We start from the raw sequence: 16,090 nt of genomic DNA, 5'->3' as shown, positions 1-16,090 counted from the left end.
CGCTTTCTTCTCGCGCTCAACGCAGGCGCGAGGCGAGATACGACGAAACGACCAGCTTGTACTCGTCGACCAGCGCCTTGCGATCTTTCGGTTTCGCGGCCGCGTACAGCGGATTCAGGCTTTTCACGACCTGCAGCGCGACCTCGGCGACGCGAAACGCGTCGTCGTCCGATAACGACGGGCTGTAGCGCTGAAACAGCTCGGCGAACCGGCTGCGCAGGCGGTTGCGCGCCGCCGCGTCGCGCCGGAAGTTCAGCGTCACCGACAGCAGCGGCAGATACGCGGGCCGCGCGCCGATGAAGTCGATCATCAGCGCGAAAAGGCGTTCGACCAGTTCATCGACGCTCCATTCCTGCGCCGCTTCGCCCAGCGCGCTCCATTGCGCGTCCATTTCGTCGCCGTAGCGCGTGCGCAGCGCGAAAACGAGCGCATCCTTGTTCGGAAAGTATTGATAGACGGCACCAATGGACGCGCCCGCGCGTTCGGCGATCGCCGTCATCGTCGCGGCGTCGAAACCGCGCTCCGCGATCACGTCGCCTGCGGCGTCGAGCAGCGCATCGACACGCTTTGCCGCGCGCTCCTGCTGGGGAATGCGCCGCACTTTCGGATTATCTGAGGCGAGACTCATGTTTATCGCTTATCATGACATGAGGGCATCCTCACATATAGGTGACATATGGCGCAAGCGCTTTCCATCGATCCACGCAGCACGGCCATCGTGCTGATCGATCTGCAGCACAGCAACGTGGGGCGGCAACTGGTGCCGCATTCCGCCGCCGATGTCGTCGCGCGTTCCGTGCGCGCCGCCGATGCGCTGCGCGCAGCGGGCGGCACGGTCGTGTTCGTGCGCGTCGATGTCGCGCAACTGCTGTCGCTGCCCGCCGATGCGCCGCTGCGACCGCGCGACGCGCCCGCTCCGCCGCCGCAGGCATCGGACCTGGTGCCCGAGTGCAATATCCAGGCTGGCGATCTCGTGGTGACGAAACGTCAGTGGGGCGCGTTTTACGGCACCGATCTGGAACAGCAATTGCGACGCCGTCACATTCGCACGATGGCGCTGACGGGCATCGCGACGAACTTCGGCGTCGAGTCGACGGCGCGCGCGGCCTTCGACCAGGGCTACGAGCTGATCTTCATCGAAGACGCGATGTCGGGCCTGTCGGGCGACACACATGCGTTTCCCATCGAGCATATCTTCCCGCGCATGGGCTTCGTGCGCTCGACCGAGGAATTCGTCAGCGCCGTTGCCGAAACAGGGGCGTTCGGCGGCGCCTGAGCACGTTGCAGACCGATCGCCGCGCAAAACCTCGATTGACGCCGCGTTGTGTGAGACGATCGAGCCTGCACTTCATTGGAGAAGCATATGGCGTCATCCCAGGATACCGTCAGCATGGCGCTGTTCTGCGATTTCGAGAACGTCGCGCTCGGCGTGCGCGACGCGAAATACGAAAAATTCGACATCAAGCTCGTGCTCGAGCGGTTGCTGTTGAAAGGCAGCATCGTCGTGAAGAAAGCGTACTGCGACTGGGACCGCTACAAGGGCTTCAAGGCCGCGATGCACGAAGCGAACTTCGAGCTGATCGAGATTCCGCACGTGCGGCAATCGGGCAAGAATTCCGCAGACATTCGCCTCGTCGTCGATGCACTCGACCTCTGCTATACGAAATCGCACGTCAATACATTCGTCATCATCAGCGGCGATTCGGATTTTTCGCCGCTGGTGTCGAAGCTGCGCGAAAACGCGAAGCAGGTGATCGGCGTCGGTGTGCAACGCTCGACATCGGACCTGCTCACGGCCAACTGCGACGAGTTCATTTTCTACGACGATCTCGTGCGCGAGAACCAGCGCGCCGCGGCGAAGCGCGACAGCGCCAAGGCCGCGCAGCAGGCGGCGCAACAGGCAACGAAACGCGCATCCGACGGTGAAAAGCGCAAGGAAGACCTGGAAACCCGCAAAACGAAGGCGATCGAACTCGCTGTGCAGACCTTCGATGCACTCGCGTCGGAGCGCGGCGATAGCGGCAAGATCTGGGCATCGGTGCTGAAGAACGCGATCAAGCGCCGTAAGCCCGATTTCAACGAGACGTACTACGGTTTCCGCGCATTCGGCAATCTGCTCGAAGAAGCGCAGTCGCGCGGGCTGCTCGAAGTGGGCCGCGATGAGAAGTCGGGCACGTTCGTGTATCGCAGCGCGTCGTCCGGTGCCGCTGCGCCAGTGGAAATCGCGAGCCCGCGCGAGTCCGCCGATGAATGGGCAGCGATGCCCGCCGCCGCTGAGATCGTCGATCTTGAAGAAGCGGCTGTCACGGCTTCCGTCGAAGAGCTCGTCCCCGCAGACGAAGCGATCGAGGCTGTGCCGCCTGCTCACGCGGACAACGGCAAGAGCGACACGCGCCGCAAGGGACGCGGCACGCGCAAGCCCGCTGCAAAGCGTGCAAGGAAGAAGACGGACCACGCGGAAGCGGCCGATGGCGCAACGGATGCGCCGCCAGCTGCGGATACGCAGCACGTGGCGGAACCGGTCGCGGCATCGGCGGCACACGCGCCTGGGCCCGAAGCGGAACATCCCGCAACGGAGGCACCCGCCGCGAAGAAGAAGCCCTCGCGCAAATCGACGGCGCGCAGCCGCCGTCCGCGCAAAACCGAGTCAGCGAACGACGCGGAGTGAATGAGGCCTCAAGTGAAAAACGCCGCTCGTTCGAGCGGCGTTTTGCTTTGCGGACCTCACAGCACGCGTCACATGTTCGGATAGTTCGGACCGCCGCCGCCTTCGGGCGTGACCCACACGATGTTCTGCGTCGGGTCCTTGATATCGCAGGTCTTGCAGTGCAGGCAGTTCTGCGCGTTGATCTGCAGCCGGTCTTCGCCTTCTCCCGTCCTGATGAACTCGTACACGCCCGCCGGGCAGAAGCGCGCTTCCGGACCGGCGTAGGTTGGCAGATTTAGCATGATTGGAATGCTCGCGTCCTTGAGCATCAAATGCGCAGGCTGATTCTCTTCGTGATTCGTGTTCGAGATGAACACCGAGGAAAGACGATCGAACGTGAGCTTGCCATCTGGCTTCGGATACTCGATTGGCTTGCACTGCGAGGCCGGTTTCAGCATCTCGTGATCCCAGTGCTGGTGATGCAGCGTCCACGGCACGTTGCCGCCCAGCAGCTTCTGTTCGATGCCGACCATCAGCGTGCCGAGATACAGGCCCTTGCTCATCCACTGCTTGAAGTTGCGGGCTTTGTGCAACTCAGTGTGCAGCCATGATGTGCGGAACGACTCAGGATAAGCCGTCAGTTCGTCGCTTTGGCGACCTGCCTGTACGGCGTCGAAGGCGGCGTCGGCGGCGAGCATGCCGGTCTTGATCGCCGCGTGCGAACCCTTGATCCGCGATGCGTTCAGGAAACCCGCGTCGTCGCCGACCAGCGCGCCGCCGGGGAAAGCGAGCTTCGGCAGCGACAGCAAGCCGCCCGCCGTAATCGCCCGTGCGCCGTACGACACGCGCTTGCCGCCTTCGAGGAACGCACGAATCGACGGATGCGTCTTGTAGCGCTGAAATTCCTCGAACGGCGACAGATACGGATTCGAATAACCGAGGCCGACGACAAAACCCACCATCACCTGGTTATTGTCGATGTGATACAGGAACGAGCCGCCGTAGGTCTGCGTATCGAGCGGCCAGCCAGCCGTGTGGATCACCAGACCCGGCTTGTGCTTGGCCGGATCGATTTCCCACAGTTCCTTGATGCCAATACCGTAGACCTGCGGGTCGGCGCCGTCGCGCAGCTTGAACCTGTCCGACAGCTGGCGTCCGAGATGCCCGCGCGCGCCTTCGCAGAACAGCGTGTACTTCGCGTGCAGCTCCATGCCGAGCTGGAAGTTTTCGGTCGGCTCGCCGTCCTTGCCGATGCCGAGATTGCCCGTCGCGACGCCTTTGACGGAGCCGTCGTCGTTGTAAAGCACTTCAGCGGCCGGAAAGCCCGGAAAAATCTCGACGCCCAGCGCTTCGGCCTGCTGCCCGAGCCAGCGCGTAACGTTCGCGAGGCTGATCACGTAGTTGCCGTGATTCTTGAAATTGTCCGGCAGCGCCCAGTTCGGCACCGCTTTCGCGCCCGTTTCGGAGAGAAACAAAAAGCGGTCTTCCGTGACTTCGACGCTCAAAGGTGCGCCCTTGTCTTTCCAGTCGGGGAACAGTTCACCAAGCGCGCGCGGGTCCATCACCGCGCCCGACAGAATGTGCGCGCCAATCTCCGAACCCTTTTCGAGCACGCAGACGCCAATCTCGACGCCTTGCTCCACGGCTCGCTGCTTGAGCCTGATCGCAGCAGCCAGCCCTGCCGGGCCGCCGCCGACGATCACCACGTCGTATTCCATCGACTCGCGCGGACCCGCGAGTGCTTCATTCGGAAGAGTTTCGTTCGACACTGCGTCGCGTCTCCATATCGCTGTTATCGGCTCGGTTCAACACGCGCTGGCCCGACCAGACGCGAGCGTCCCGGGTGGACGCCGCCCGCGTCTTCACGTGCGCCAGCAACGCCCGAAAGTACGCGATCACAGCGGTTCGCATCCCACCTGTTTCGGGTGGTGCCGCCCGAGCGACGGCCGCCGTACTGTGACTGTCAATACGCTGCCGGCCGTCTTTCCCGAACGCGCCGCCAAGCACGACGAATCAAGGAGACAAACATGCTGATCTGGCAAACCTGCGTCCGGGGTCGCTCATGAACCATCCAACCGCCCTGCCGCCGCGCGCGGCCTGGACTCTGGCGCTCATGCTGGCCGGTCTCTACACGGTCAATTTCCTCGACAAGGTCGTGCTCGGCATGGTCGCCGTGCCGCTGATGGCCGAACTGCATCTGTCGCCAGCGGAATTCGGGGTGGTCGCGGGCAGCTTCTTCTGGCTCTTCTCCGTATCGACGATCGTCGTCGGCTTCGCATCCAACCGCATTTCGGCGCGCTGGCTGCTGCTGGCCATGGGCGTGAGCTGGGCCGTGATTCAGGTGCCTCAGGCACTCGCCACCAGCGCGCTCGCCATCCTCGTGTGCCGCGTGATACTCGGCGCCGCCGAAGGCCCCGCGTTCTCGACCTCGGTCCATGCAATCTGCAAGTGGTTCCCCGACCACAAGCGCAGCCTGCCCATCGCCGTCGTTAGCCAGGGCGCCGCGCTCGGGCTGCTGCTCGCCGGTCTGCTGATCCCGCTCGTCACGCGCAAATGGGGATGGCGGATGAATTTCTTCGTGCTCTGCGGTATCGGTCTGGTGTGGAGCATCGCGTGGCTCTATATGTCGCGCGAGCGCGGGCAACGCAACGCGGATACGCAGGCGGCCGCATCCGGAACGGCGCGCGAGGACGGCCACGCGCCCGCCCGCCTTCCCTACCGGACCATCCTCACCGATCCGTCCATTCTGTCGATCTTCCTGCTCGGCTTCGCCGCGTACTGGATGCTCGGCCAGAACCTGACCTGGCTGCCGAGCTACCTCGAAAAAGGACTGGGCTTCGACGGCATCGACGCGGGCCGCTGGTTTGCCGTCGTGATCGGTGTCGCGTCGCCCGTCAATATCGGCCTGAGCTGGCTGTCCGAGCGGATGCTGGCACGCGGCGCGACGACGCGCGTCGCGCGCGCGCAGTTGCTGAGCGTCGTGGCAATGGTCGCGGGCGCTCTGTTCTTCGCCGTATCGGCGCTCGATCTGCCGCCCGTCGGCAAAACGCTGCTGTTCGCGCTCGCCGGCGCGCTGCCGACGCTCTGCTTCCCGCTAGCGCCCGCCCTGCTCGCCGAAGTCGTGCCTGAAAGCCAGCGCGGCGCAGTCGTCGCGATCTACACGGCCCTCGCGAGCCTCGGCGCAGCGGTGGCGCCGGCTGTCATGGGCCGCTTCGTCCAGGGTGCCGGGCACGGGACCAGTCACGCATATGAGAACGGCTTCATGATCGGCGCGGCGCTGTTGTTCATCGCGGCGCTCGCAGCGTTGCGCTGGCTTCATCCCGAGCGCTCGAACCGCGCGCTGAGCCGCCAGCTCGAGCCCGTCTCCGCGTGACGCGATGGCTGCCGCGCAACGCCCTAGCAACGCTTCCCGTTCGAGAGCCCTGGCTCGCACGCGGCGGGGCGCTCAAGAATACCTGCCGCGATTTTGCGCGTCGTCGTGGGTGACGAAAGGCCCGCTCCGAGCCGATGCGAGATGAAACGAACGCGACGCAGCGACCAGAAGACCGCGAGCACCGCCGACAATTTCCCGCCGACTCACCTGCGGCGGCCAACGTTGCCGCCCGCATCGGCTACCCAGCAAGGAGACATCATATGCACGCAAACGTCCAGGCCGTCAGGCCGGCGCAAAACGAAGCAGCCAGCGAAGTCTGGCCGTTCGAAGTCGAGCGCTGCACGCCCACCATCGGCGCGGAAATCAGCGGCATCGACCTGCGCGAGCCGCTCGACGATGCAACCTGCGCGGCGCTGCGCCGCGCCGTGCTGAAACATAAGGTCATCTTCTTTCGCGACCAGAACATCACGGCCGCGCAACACGTTGCGTTCGCGCGCCGCTTCGGCCAACTGGAGATCCATCCCACGTTTCCGCATCACCCCGATCATCCCGAGCTCGTGATCCTCGGCCGTAACGACGCGAAGCGCGGCCGCGAAAACCTCTATCACAGCGACGTATCGTGGCGCGAAGTGCCTTCGATGGGTTCGATCCTGCGCTGCGTGCAATGCCCCGACGTAGGCGGCGACACGTTGTGGATCAACATGGTCGCGGCCTATGAAAACCTGCCCGACGACGTCAAAGAGTTGGTCCAGAATCTCGCAGCCGCGCATGAATTTTTGCCGCTGTTCGGCATCGTGGTGCCCGAAGACCAGCACGACGAGATGCGCAAGAAGTTTCCGCCGGCCATTCACCCTGTCGTGCGCACGCACCCGGAAACGGGCGAAAAGATCCTCTACGTGAACGAGGCGTTCACGACGCATATCGTGAACTACGGTCATCACACCGTTGCGCGCTATCGCTTCGGCTTCGACTTCAAGCTCGCAGAAATGGAACTGCTCCAGTATCTATACCGCCAGGCGCAGGCGCCGGAGTATCAGGTGCGTCTGCGCTGGAGAGCGAACACGATCGCGTTCTGGGACAACCGCTCGTGCCAGCACTACGCGGTGCAGGACTACTTCCCCGCCGTGCGGCACATGATGCGCGCGACGGTCGTCGGCGATCGCCCGGTTTGAAGCCTTGCAGGGAGAACAACAGATGAAGACACTCAACAGGTTCTATATCGATGGCCGCTGGGTCGAGCCATCCGAACGCGGCAAGGTGATGGACATCGTCAGTCCATCGCTGGAAACGACGATAGGCCAGCTCACGCTTGGCTGCGCGCACGACGCGGATCATGCCGTCGCCGCCGCGCGCGCCGCGTTTCCCGCGTGGTCGGAAAGCTCGCGCGAAACGCGCATTGCGTTGCTCGAACGCATTGCGTTCTGCTATCGCGAGCGGCTCGGGGAGCTCGCGCACGCGGTCTGCGAGGAAATCGGCGCGCCGGCAACGCTGTGCAAAACCTTGCAGGCGCCCATCGGCCTCGCGCATCTGCAGGCCACCATCGACACGCTGCGCCACTTCGAGTTCGAAAGCACGCGCGGCAAGAGCGTGGTGCGGCGCGAAGCGATCGGCGTCGCTGCGTTGATCACGCCATGGAACTGGCCGCTGAACCAGATCGTCGCGAAGGTCGCGCCTGCGCTCGCGGCGGGCTGCACCGTGGTGCTCAAGCCGTCCGAGCTTGCGCCGCTCGACGCCGTGATCTTCGCCGAAATCATGCACGACGCGGACACGCCCGCTGGCGTGTTCAACATGATCTTCGGCGAAGGGCGCGAAGTCGGCGCGCGGCTGTCGTCCCATCCGCATGTCGACATGGTGTCGATCACGGGTTCGACGCGCGCGGGCGTCGAGGTGGCCATCAGTGCGGCGCCGACCGTCAAGCGCGTCGCGCAGGAACTGGGCGGCAAGTCGCCCTTGCTGATTCTCGACGACGCCGATCTGCAAGCCGCCGTGACCACGGGCGTCGCGCAATGCATGGCAAACTCCGGGCAAACTTGCGTCGCACCGACGCGCATGCTCGTGCCGCGCGCGCGTTACGAAGAAGCGGTGACGATCGCCGCTGCTGTCGCGAATGCCATTCCCGTCGGCGATCCGTCCAACGAGGCGACGAAGATGGGCCCGCTCGCAAATCGCGCGCAGTTCGACAAGGTGCAGCGCATGATCGGCTTGGGCATCGAGGAAGGCGCGCGCGTCGCGGCGGGCGGCCCGGGTCGTCCGGCGGGCCTCGAACGCGGCTTTTACACGAAGCCGACCGTGTTCGCCGATGTGCGCAATCAGATGAAGATCGCGCGCGAAGAAATCTTCGGCCCGGTGCTGTGCGTCCTGCCTTATGACGACGAAGCCGATGCGATCGCGATCGCCAACGACAGCGACTATGGCCTTTCCGCCTATGTCGCTTCGAGCGATCTGGAACGCGCGCGGCGCGTCGCCACGAAACTGCGTGCTGGCTCCGTGCGCATCAACGGCGCGATGCTCGACGTCACCGTGCCGTTCGGCGGCTACAAGACCTCGGGTAACGGGCGCGAGTACGGCGCGGAAGGGCTCGCAGAATTTCTGGAGTGCAAGTCGGTGACGGCGTAAGCCGCCTGCACGTCCAGAACAGAACGGGAGATGACGTGATGCGCCATCTCCCGTTTTCGTTTTTTGCGACGCTTTTTACGACGCTTTTACGACGGAACGCGCCGGCCGACGGATCGACCGGCTGTAACGCCGACCTCAGAAGCGGTGCGTCATGCCCGCCACCCCGAGAATCTGCTTCGATCCATCCGCTGCCGAGACACCGGGCCAGCTCATGTTCGCAATGCCGTTGTTCTTCATATAGCCCGCGCGCATGTAGACGCTCGTGCGCTTGGACAGGCTGTGATCCGCGCCGACCTGGATGCCGAGCGTGTTGTCGTGCACGCCGCGCACATTGCGATAGATGCCTGCGACCTCGATCACGTCGGCGGATGTCGCCTGGATGGTCGTGCCCAGTTCCATGATGCTGTACGGATGCACCAGCGACGACAGCGCGCCTACCGGCCCGACGCCGGGCACCGTCACGATCTGGCCGCTGCTGGGCGTCTTGACCTGGTTGTATGCGTAGTTGAACTGCAGGTTGACGATACCGAAGCGGTATCCGAGCGCGCCCGTGTAGTGCGCCGTCGACACGAGGTTGAACGTGCTCGCCGGCAGCGGCAGCCCCGCGGCCGTCTGTCCGAGCGAGACCGCCTCCCGTCCGCCGTGCTGGAACTGGTACGCGAGCGCCGCATACAGCCCGGCGCCCTGATAGGTCAGCGCGATATCGAACATGTTGCCCGTCGTCATCGCGATCGGCTGGGACGTGGTGGCCTGGAACGCGTACATCGCGTAAAGCTTCATGCCCCACATTTCCGGCGACTGATACATGACCGAGTTGCTCTGCCGGCCCGACACGTATTGCGTCGCGAGCGTCGCGCGGTCGCGCACGCCGGCGAGGTCGGCGGCCGCGATCGGCGACAGCACTTCGTTGCCGCGAAACGGATCGGTCGGATAGACGGCCCAGAAGCTCGGCTGATACTGACGGCCGAACGTCAGTTGCCCGTAGTCGTCGTGCTTGAGCCCCACCCACGCCTGCCGGTAGAACAACGCCGTCGAATCCGCAAAGAAGGTGCCATTGTTGGCGTTGAAGCCGTTTTCGACGGTGAACGCCGCCTTTAGCCCGCCGCCCAGATCTTCGACGCCTTTCAAACCGAACTGCGAGCCCGCCGAGCCGCCGCTGCGCTCCGAAAACGAATGGTTGCCGGGCACGTAGGCCGAGCCCGGCCCGCTTTTGGTTCCCGCGCCGCTATTCAGGTACTGGCCGAACACGTCGACCACGCCGTAGAGCGTCACACTCGACTGCGCGGCGGCGCCGCCCGCGGCGAATGCCAGGGTGGCACCCAGCACCCCTTTACTGATGAAACGCATGCACTGTCTCCTCACATTGTCTCCGCATGTTGCGGACATGGTTCTGCACGATCGCGCCGAAGCCGGTTCTCCCGCCTGGCAGACCGAAACGATGGTTCGTTCGCTGGCTTGTCGCTGGCTCATGGTTGCAGGCGCCTGCGGACGTGGCGCCCACCCGAATCGAGTAGGAACGGGAATACCCCGACTGAAACGCCACCACCCAAACGAGGTGGCCGCGTGCGCGATGCGACCGTCTACGCTGAGGCGTCATCCTGTTCGCGGACTTTTCTGGTCCGCTTTTCTTGCCCACCTGCCGGGAGCCCAATCGCCATGAACGATCCAGCCGCGTGCAAACCCACCCGGCGTCTGCTGCACACGCGCCACATCGTCTGCAACGGATACGAGCGCAGCGACGGACTGTTCGACATCGAGGCGCGCCTCACGGACATCAAAACCGACACGGCTGACCTGCTCTACAAGCAGGTCCCCGCCGGCGAGCCGCTCCACGATCTGTGCATCACGCTCACCATCGACGCTGCGGGCCTGATCCGGCGCGCGAGCGCATCGACGGATACGGGCCCTTCGCCGTACTGCGCGCAGATCAACGCGGCCTATGAAAGTCTCGTGGGCGTGCGAATCGCGGCCGGTTTCAGGAAGCAGGTGAAAGAGCGCGTCGGCGGCAAGCACGGCTGCACGCATCTGACGGAGTTGCTCGGCCCGCTTGCGACCACCGCGCTGCAGACGCTGATGGGCGCACGTCCCGGCGCCAGCGACGCCGAAGCGCACATTGCGCAGATGATCGATACCTGCCACGCCTGGCGCGCCGACGGCGAAGTCGTGCGCTTCGTACGCGAACGCCGAAGCGAAGTTTCGGGCAACGGCGGATCGGCTATCGATGTAAAAAAGGCGGCAATCGTCGCACGGTCTCTTTCAGACGTGAAATGATATCGAGCAAAACATTCGCCGATTTATATTGAGATAGGAGACGCGGATCGCGCACTACCGCAACGCTGCGCGACCTCCTATCGGTATCGCCCCGAAGCGGCGCTTGATCTGCACTGCGATAGAATGACCCGTCATTTTTTGTCTTCCCAACGGCCATTACCGATGGCGCGGGAGACACGAGGCGCAGGTCGATATGCCGCAGAATTCCCGCTCTGTTTCCGCTTGCCGACGCGACGCCGGCACCGATGAATCCGGCGTCCACCTCCGCCTGCTTCCCCCGCGCAATGCGGCGCGTGTCGTCGCGCGCGAACGGCTGCTCGCCCAACTGCGCGACGCGCGCCGCATGCGCTGCATCGTCGTTCAGGGACCGGCCGGCTCGGGCAAGACGACGGCTCTCGTCGCCTGGCGCGAAGCGATGCTGCCGCTCGGCTTCGATATCGCGTGGCTGACTTTCACGTCGGACGACGACGATCCCGCCGTCTGCCTCGGCGATCTGGTCAGCAGCCTCAGCCAGGTGAATCCGTCGATCTGCAAGGAAGCCGCGCTGCTCGGCGGACGCGGAATGGACGAAGAAGCCGTCGAGCGCACGGTGATTGCGCTCGTCAACGGCATCGCGCGCCACCCCGCCGAACTCGTGCTCGTACTCGACGATGTGCATCATCTCGCCAACGCGCGCAACCATGAAGCGCTCCAATGGCTGCTCGATTACGCGCCCGCGAACCTGCATATCGTGTTCGCGTCGCGCACCATCCCGCCGCTGTCGTTGGGCAGGTTGCGCGACCAGGGTCTGGTGCTCGAAATCGACATGCGCGATTTGCGCTTCACTGCCCAGGAATCCGAAGCCTTTCTGAAAGCGCAGATCGGCGATATTTCCACGAAGGACGCGCGGCGCCTCCACGAACTCGCCGATGGCTGGGCGGCGGGACTGCAGCTATTCGCCATCCGCGCCAAGCGCAACCGGCAAGCGCCGGGCAACACCGCATCGGCGGACATGCAGGCGCAATTGCACCTTCACGATCCGCGCGCATTCGCCGATTACTTCGAGCGGGAAGTGTTGTCGCGGCTGTCGCCTTCCGAGGTCGAGCTGCTGATCCGCATGTCAGCGTGCGCGCGCATCTGCGGACCGCTGTGCGTCGCGCTGGTGGGGAGCGAGCAGAATCCCGCCGACGTGCTCGCGCTGCTCGCGCGGCTGGAGAGCGACAACCTGTTCGTCGCGCCCGTCGAGTCGCAGGACGCGGCAGTGTGGTACCGGCTCAATCCACTGTTTCGCGAAACGCTGCTCGAACGTTTCGGCGCGCGCAGTGAGCGTTACCAGCGCGACGTGCACCGCGCCGCATGGGCCTGGTTCCGCGCGCACGGCCACGCGGACGAAGCCGTGCGCCATGCGCTGCTGGCGGGCGAACCGGGCGCGGCCGCGGACCTCGTGCTCGCCGTTGCGCGCGAGTTGCAGGTTGGCGGCGAGTTGCGCAAGGTGGTCGCGCTGATCCGCATGCTGCCCGTCGCGGAAATTCAGGCGCGCCTCGGTCTGCGTCTGTGGATGGCGCATCTGCATCTGTACGCACGCGATTTCGCCGCCTGCGAGACGACGGTCGCGAGCCTGCAAGGCGACATCGGCCACGCCGATCCCTCGCTTCAATACCGGCTCACGCTGCTGCAGGCCGCGCTGGCCGTGCAGCGCGACGACACGGACGGCGCGATGTCGATCCTGCCGCGCCTGCTCGACGCGCCGGCCGAGGCGGACGGGCTGATCGTCGGCGCGCGCAACAATATTCTCTCGTGGCTGTACATGCATCGCGGCCAATATGCGGACGCGCGACGCATGCAACTCGACTCGCCGCCCATCCTGTTCGACGATGCGCCGCTTGTCGGCACGAGCGCGGGCACGTTGAACGGACGCTGCTTCGTCGGCTTCAGCTATGCGCTGGAAGGCAAGTTCGTCCAGGCCGAGCGCATCTGCCGCGACGTGCTGTTCGAAGCCGACTCGCGCGGCAGCCCGGCCGCCGAGGCGAGTTGCCTCGCGGCGGCGCTGCTCGGCGAAGTGCTGTACGAATTCAACGAGCCCGACGCGGCGCGCAAGCTGATCGAAGGCCGCGTCGACGTGCTGGAACGCGTATCGGTGCCCGATTCGGTGCTGCGCGTGCATACCGTGCTGGCGTCCGTGCACTGGCTGGCGGGTCATCATCTCGATGCCATGGCCTATCTCGAACGGCTCGACGAATACGCATCCCAGCACGGGCTGCTGCGCCTCGTCGCGCACGGCCTTGCCGAGCAGGTGCGCCATCATCTGTCCATCGATCATTTCGATGCCGCCGAAACCGCGCTCGCACGTCTCGATACGCTTGCCGCGCGGGTTCCGCCCGAGCGCGCGAGTACGCTGACGGCCGTGGCAGCGCTGACGGATCAGGCGCATGCCGACTGGTGCGTCGCGCACGAAGACTTCGAGGCGGCTGCCGTGCGGCTGCAACCGCTGATCGCGCTGTGCGAAGAGCGCGGCTGGCAACGCCATGCGGCGCGCTATGAGATGCAGGCGGCCGTCGTTGCGGCGCGCCTCGGACGCACGGCTGCGATGCATAAATTCGTGTTGTCGGCGTTGCGGCGCGGTCACCGCCTCGGCCTCGTGCGCACGCTGCTCGACGCGGACCGTGGCGCGCTGGACGTGATTCATGCCGTGCTCGACGCGACGCCGGAAGATCCCTTGCTGCGTTTCTACGCGTCGCGGCTGGATGCGGCGCATGAGGCCGCCGGGGCCGGGGCCGGACGGTGCGCCGCGCCTGTCGATGCGCGCGGCAATATGTCGACAGGCGCCGAACTGCTGAGCGAGCGTGAAGCAGAGGTCGTGCACCTGCTCGCGCAGGCGCTGCCGAACAAGAAGATCGCGCGCACGCTCGGTTTGTCGCCGGAAACCGTCAAATGGCATCTGAAGAATATCTACGGCAAGCTCGGCGTATCGAGCCGTGACGAAGCCGTAGCGCGGGTGCGCGACTTCGAGCTGGGACGCGCGTCGGCCGAGACCGTACGCTGACGGCGCAGCACGCGCGACCCGCCACCTGCTTGCGGGCCTTCATCCTTATCGACGCCGCCACCCGGCACGGGTGGTTTTGCACGTAGCGTCTGCCACTACGCTTGGATACAGGTCAGCCGCGCGTCGACACGCCGGCAACCTTCACGACAAAACGCGGATGCGCGGCGCTCATCACGCAGTCCAGCAACCATGTTGCACAAGGCAAGCGTAGGGCGCCAAAGCGCCCCGCCGGCCATCGCTGACATAGGAGACAAGGCGTCATGATGACGGTCACCCCTACTCAACCGGCGGCAGCGTCCTACCGTCCCGTTCGCATTCCCGAGCGGCGCACGGTGGTCGAACGTCGCGCGGACGGCACGCTGATACTGCGTTCGGCCACGCCGCCGCCCGACATCGCCGAAAAAAGCTTCGCGGATTTCATCCCCGCGTGGGCCGCCCAGCGTGGCAACAAACCCGCGTTCCGCGAACGCGACGCGCGCGGCGAGTGGCGTTCACTGAGTTGGGCCGAACTGTGGCGGCAGGTCCAGCTCGTCGGTGCGGCGCTGCTCGAGCTTGGCCTCGATCACGATCAGCCGCTGATGCTCCTGTCGGGCAACTCGATCGAGCAGGCGGTGCTGCTGCTCGCCGCCGAGTATGTCGGCGTGCCCACCGCGCCCGTCTCGCCCGCGTATTCGACCGTCAGCAAGGATTTCGCACGCCTCGCCGGCGTCGCGACACTCGTGCCGCCCGCCGCGCTGTTCGTACAGGACACGGCGCCGTATGAGCGCGCGCTTGCCGCCCTCAGCTCGGCTACGACGACCGTTATCACGGTTCGGGGCGTGCGCCCCGGCGTGATCGCCTGGGCAGACCTGATCGACGAAGATCTCACGCCGCTACAGATCGCCAAGGTCGCAGCCGCGCACGCGTCGATCCGCGCCGACGACACCGCCCGCGTGCTGTTCACTTCCGGTTCGACAGGCACGCCCAAAGGCGTCGCGCTGACGTACGGCAACTTCCGCGCGGTCGCCGCCTACTATGCCGACAACCTCGGCTGGCTGCGCGAGACCGAGCCCGTGTTTCTCGACTGGCTGCCGTGGCACCACGGGCTCGGCGGCGTGTTGAACCTCGGGCGTTCGATCCAGTTCGGCGCGGCCCATCATATCGACGACGGCCGGCCGCTGCCCGGCATGATCGAACGCACGGTGCGCAATCTGCGCGACGTGTCGCCCACTATCTTCACGAGCGTGCCGTCCGCGTGGACCGTGCTCGCAGGCGAACTCGAACGCGACCCGGCGCTTGCGCGCAAGCTGTTCGCGAATGTGCATTTCTTTGGCTACGGCGGCGCGAGCCTGCCCCGCGATATATGGGAGCGCATCCAGCGCGTCGCGGAGCAGACCATCGGGCAGCGTATCGCGTTCTGCACGGGCCTCGCCTGTACCGAAACGAGCGGCATGGGCACCTACTGCGGCCGCGCGAATGCGGAAAACGGCAATATCGGCACGCCCGTCCCTGGCGCCGAGGTGAAGCTCGTACCGCTCGAAGGCGACGACGCGCGCTACGAGATCCGCATGCGCGGACCGCACGTGTTCGGCGGCTATATCGCGCATCCGGAACTGACGGCGGCCGCCTTCGACGACGACGGCTTCTTCCGTCTCGGCGACGCCGTGCGTCTCGTGAATACCGACGATCCGTCGCAAGGCATGATGTTCGCCGGCCGCGTCGTCGAAGACTTCAAGCTGACCAACGGCACATGGGTGCGTACGGGCGCCGTCCGGCTCGCGCTGCTGGAGCGCTGCTCGCCGCTGCTGACGGATGCCGTGATCTGCGGACACGATCACGATTATCTCGCCGCGCTCGCCTGGCCCAATGTCGCCGCGTGCAGGAAGCTCGCGCCGGAACTCGCGACACTCGATGTCGCGGCGCTCGTGCAGCACCCCATCGTCGTCGACGCGCTGAGCGAGTGTCTGCGCGCGCAGGCAAGCAGCGGCTCGAGTCTGCGCATCGAGCGCGTGATGCTGATGGCCGAGCCGCCGTCCATCGACGCCAATGAGATCGCCGACAAGGGCTACGTCAACCAGTCGGTGACGCGCGCGCGACGCGCGCATTTCGTCGAACAGCTTTTTCAGACTCCGTCCGCCGGGCACATCGCCAGCGCGCAGTAACGATCCGCAAAAGGCCTACG

At 65.3% G+C, this 16,090-nt stretch carries 11 protein-coding genes; 8 read left to right on the top strand and 3 right to left on the bottom strand.

Going from position 1 to position 16,090, the window contains the following annotated elements; genetic code table 11:
• Positions 1–16: 16 nt before the first annotated feature.
• A complete protein-coding gene (locus C2L66_RS03040) occupies positions 17–628 on the bottom strand; it encodes a TetR/AcrR family transcriptional regulator (protein WP_060602112.1) in 612 nt (203 codons plus the stop codon).
• Between the two features lie 48 nt (positions 629–676).
• On the opposite strand from C2L66_RS03040, the gene C2L66_RS03035 reads away from it, so the two are divergent.
• Both C2L66_RS03035 and C2L66_RS03030 read left to right on the top strand, forming a co-directional pair.
• Positions 677–1,276, top strand: coding sequence for an isochorismatase family protein (locus tag C2L66_RS03035; RefSeq protein ID WP_060602114.1), 600 nt, complete (start codon positions 677–679; stop codon positions 1,274–1,276).
• 87 nt (positions 1,277–1,363) lie between these two features.
• Positions 1,364–2,668 carry an NYN domain-containing protein gene (locus C2L66_RS03030; protein WP_060602116.1) on the top strand — a complete coding sequence of 435 codons (1,305 nt, stop codon included), beginning with the start codon at positions 1,364–1,366 and terminating at the stop codon, positions 2,666–2,668.
• Positions 2,669–2,736: 68 nt separating this feature from the next.
• Here C2L66_RS03030 and C2L66_RS03025 read toward each other — a convergent pair whose 3' ends face one another.
• Positions 2,737–4,365, bottom strand: a complete 1,629-nt coding sequence (locus tag C2L66_RS03025) for an electron transfer flavoprotein-ubiquinone oxidoreductase (protein WP_060602794.1) — start codon at positions 4,363–4,365, stop codon at positions 2,737–2,739.
• 344 nt (positions 4,366–4,709) lie between these two features.
• Here C2L66_RS03025 and C2L66_RS03020 point away from each other — a divergent pair, with 344 nt between their 5' ends.
• From C2L66_RS03020 to C2L66_RS03010, 3 genes are all read left to right on the top strand, one after another.
• On the top strand, positions 4,710–6,020 hold the full coding sequence (locus C2L66_RS03020) for an MFS transporter (RefSeq protein ID WP_060602117.1): 1,311 nt from the start codon (positions 4,710–4,712) through the stop codon (positions 6,018–6,020).
• Positions 6,021–6,280: 260 nt separating this feature from the next.
• A complete protein-coding gene (locus tag C2L66_RS03015; RefSeq protein ID WP_060602119.1) occupies positions 6,281–7,192 on the top strand; it encodes a TauD/TfdA dioxygenase family protein in 912 nt (303 codons plus the stop codon).
• 22 nt (positions 7,193–7,214) lie between these two features.
• Complete coding sequence (locus C2L66_RS03010; RefSeq protein WP_060602121.1) at positions 7,215–8,636, top strand: aldehyde dehydrogenase family protein; 1,422 nt, start codon at positions 7,215–7,217, stop codon at positions 8,634–8,636.
• A gap of 135 nt (positions 8,637–8,771) precedes the next feature.
• On the opposite strand, the gene C2L66_RS03005 is transcribed toward C2L66_RS03010, so the two are convergent.
• Entirely contained in the window at positions 8,772–9,983 is a 1,212-nt protein-coding gene (locus C2L66_RS03005; RefSeq protein WP_060602122.1) for a porin, read from the bottom strand.
• A gap of 309 nt (positions 9,984–10,292) precedes the next feature.
• On the opposite strand from C2L66_RS03005, the gene C2L66_RS03000 reads away from it, so the two are divergent.
• The 3 genes from C2L66_RS03000 (at position 10,293) to C2L66_RS02990 (ending at position 16,070) form a co-directional block, all read left to right on the top strand.
• On the top strand, positions 10,293–10,907 hold the full coding sequence (locus C2L66_RS03000) for a DUF2889 domain-containing protein (RefSeq protein ID WP_060602125.1): 615 nt from the start codon (positions 10,293–10,295) through the stop codon (positions 10,905–10,907).
• A 193-nt stretch (positions 10,908–11,100) separates the two neighbouring features.
• Positions 11,101–13,929: a LuxR C-terminal-related transcriptional regulator gene (locus tag C2L66_RS02995; RefSeq protein WP_060602127.1), complete on the top strand. Its 2,829-nt coding sequence runs from the start codon at positions 11,101–11,103 to the stop codon at positions 13,927–13,929.
• Positions 13,930–14,189: 260 nt separating this feature from the next.
• Positions 14,190–16,070, top strand: coding sequence for a feruloyl-CoA synthase (locus tag C2L66_RS02990; RefSeq protein WP_060602130.1), 1,881 nt, complete (start codon positions 14,190–14,192; stop codon positions 16,068–16,070).
• The last annotated feature ends 20 nt before the right edge of the window (positions 16,071–16,090 follow it).

Origin of the sequence: Paraburkholderia caribensis, assembly GCF_002902945.1 — a bacterium.
GTDB lineage: Bacteria > Pseudomonadota > Gammaproteobacteria > Burkholderiales > Burkholderiaceae > Paraburkholderia > Paraburkholderia caribensis.
This window is presented reverse-complemented; position numbering and strand designations above follow the sequence as displayed.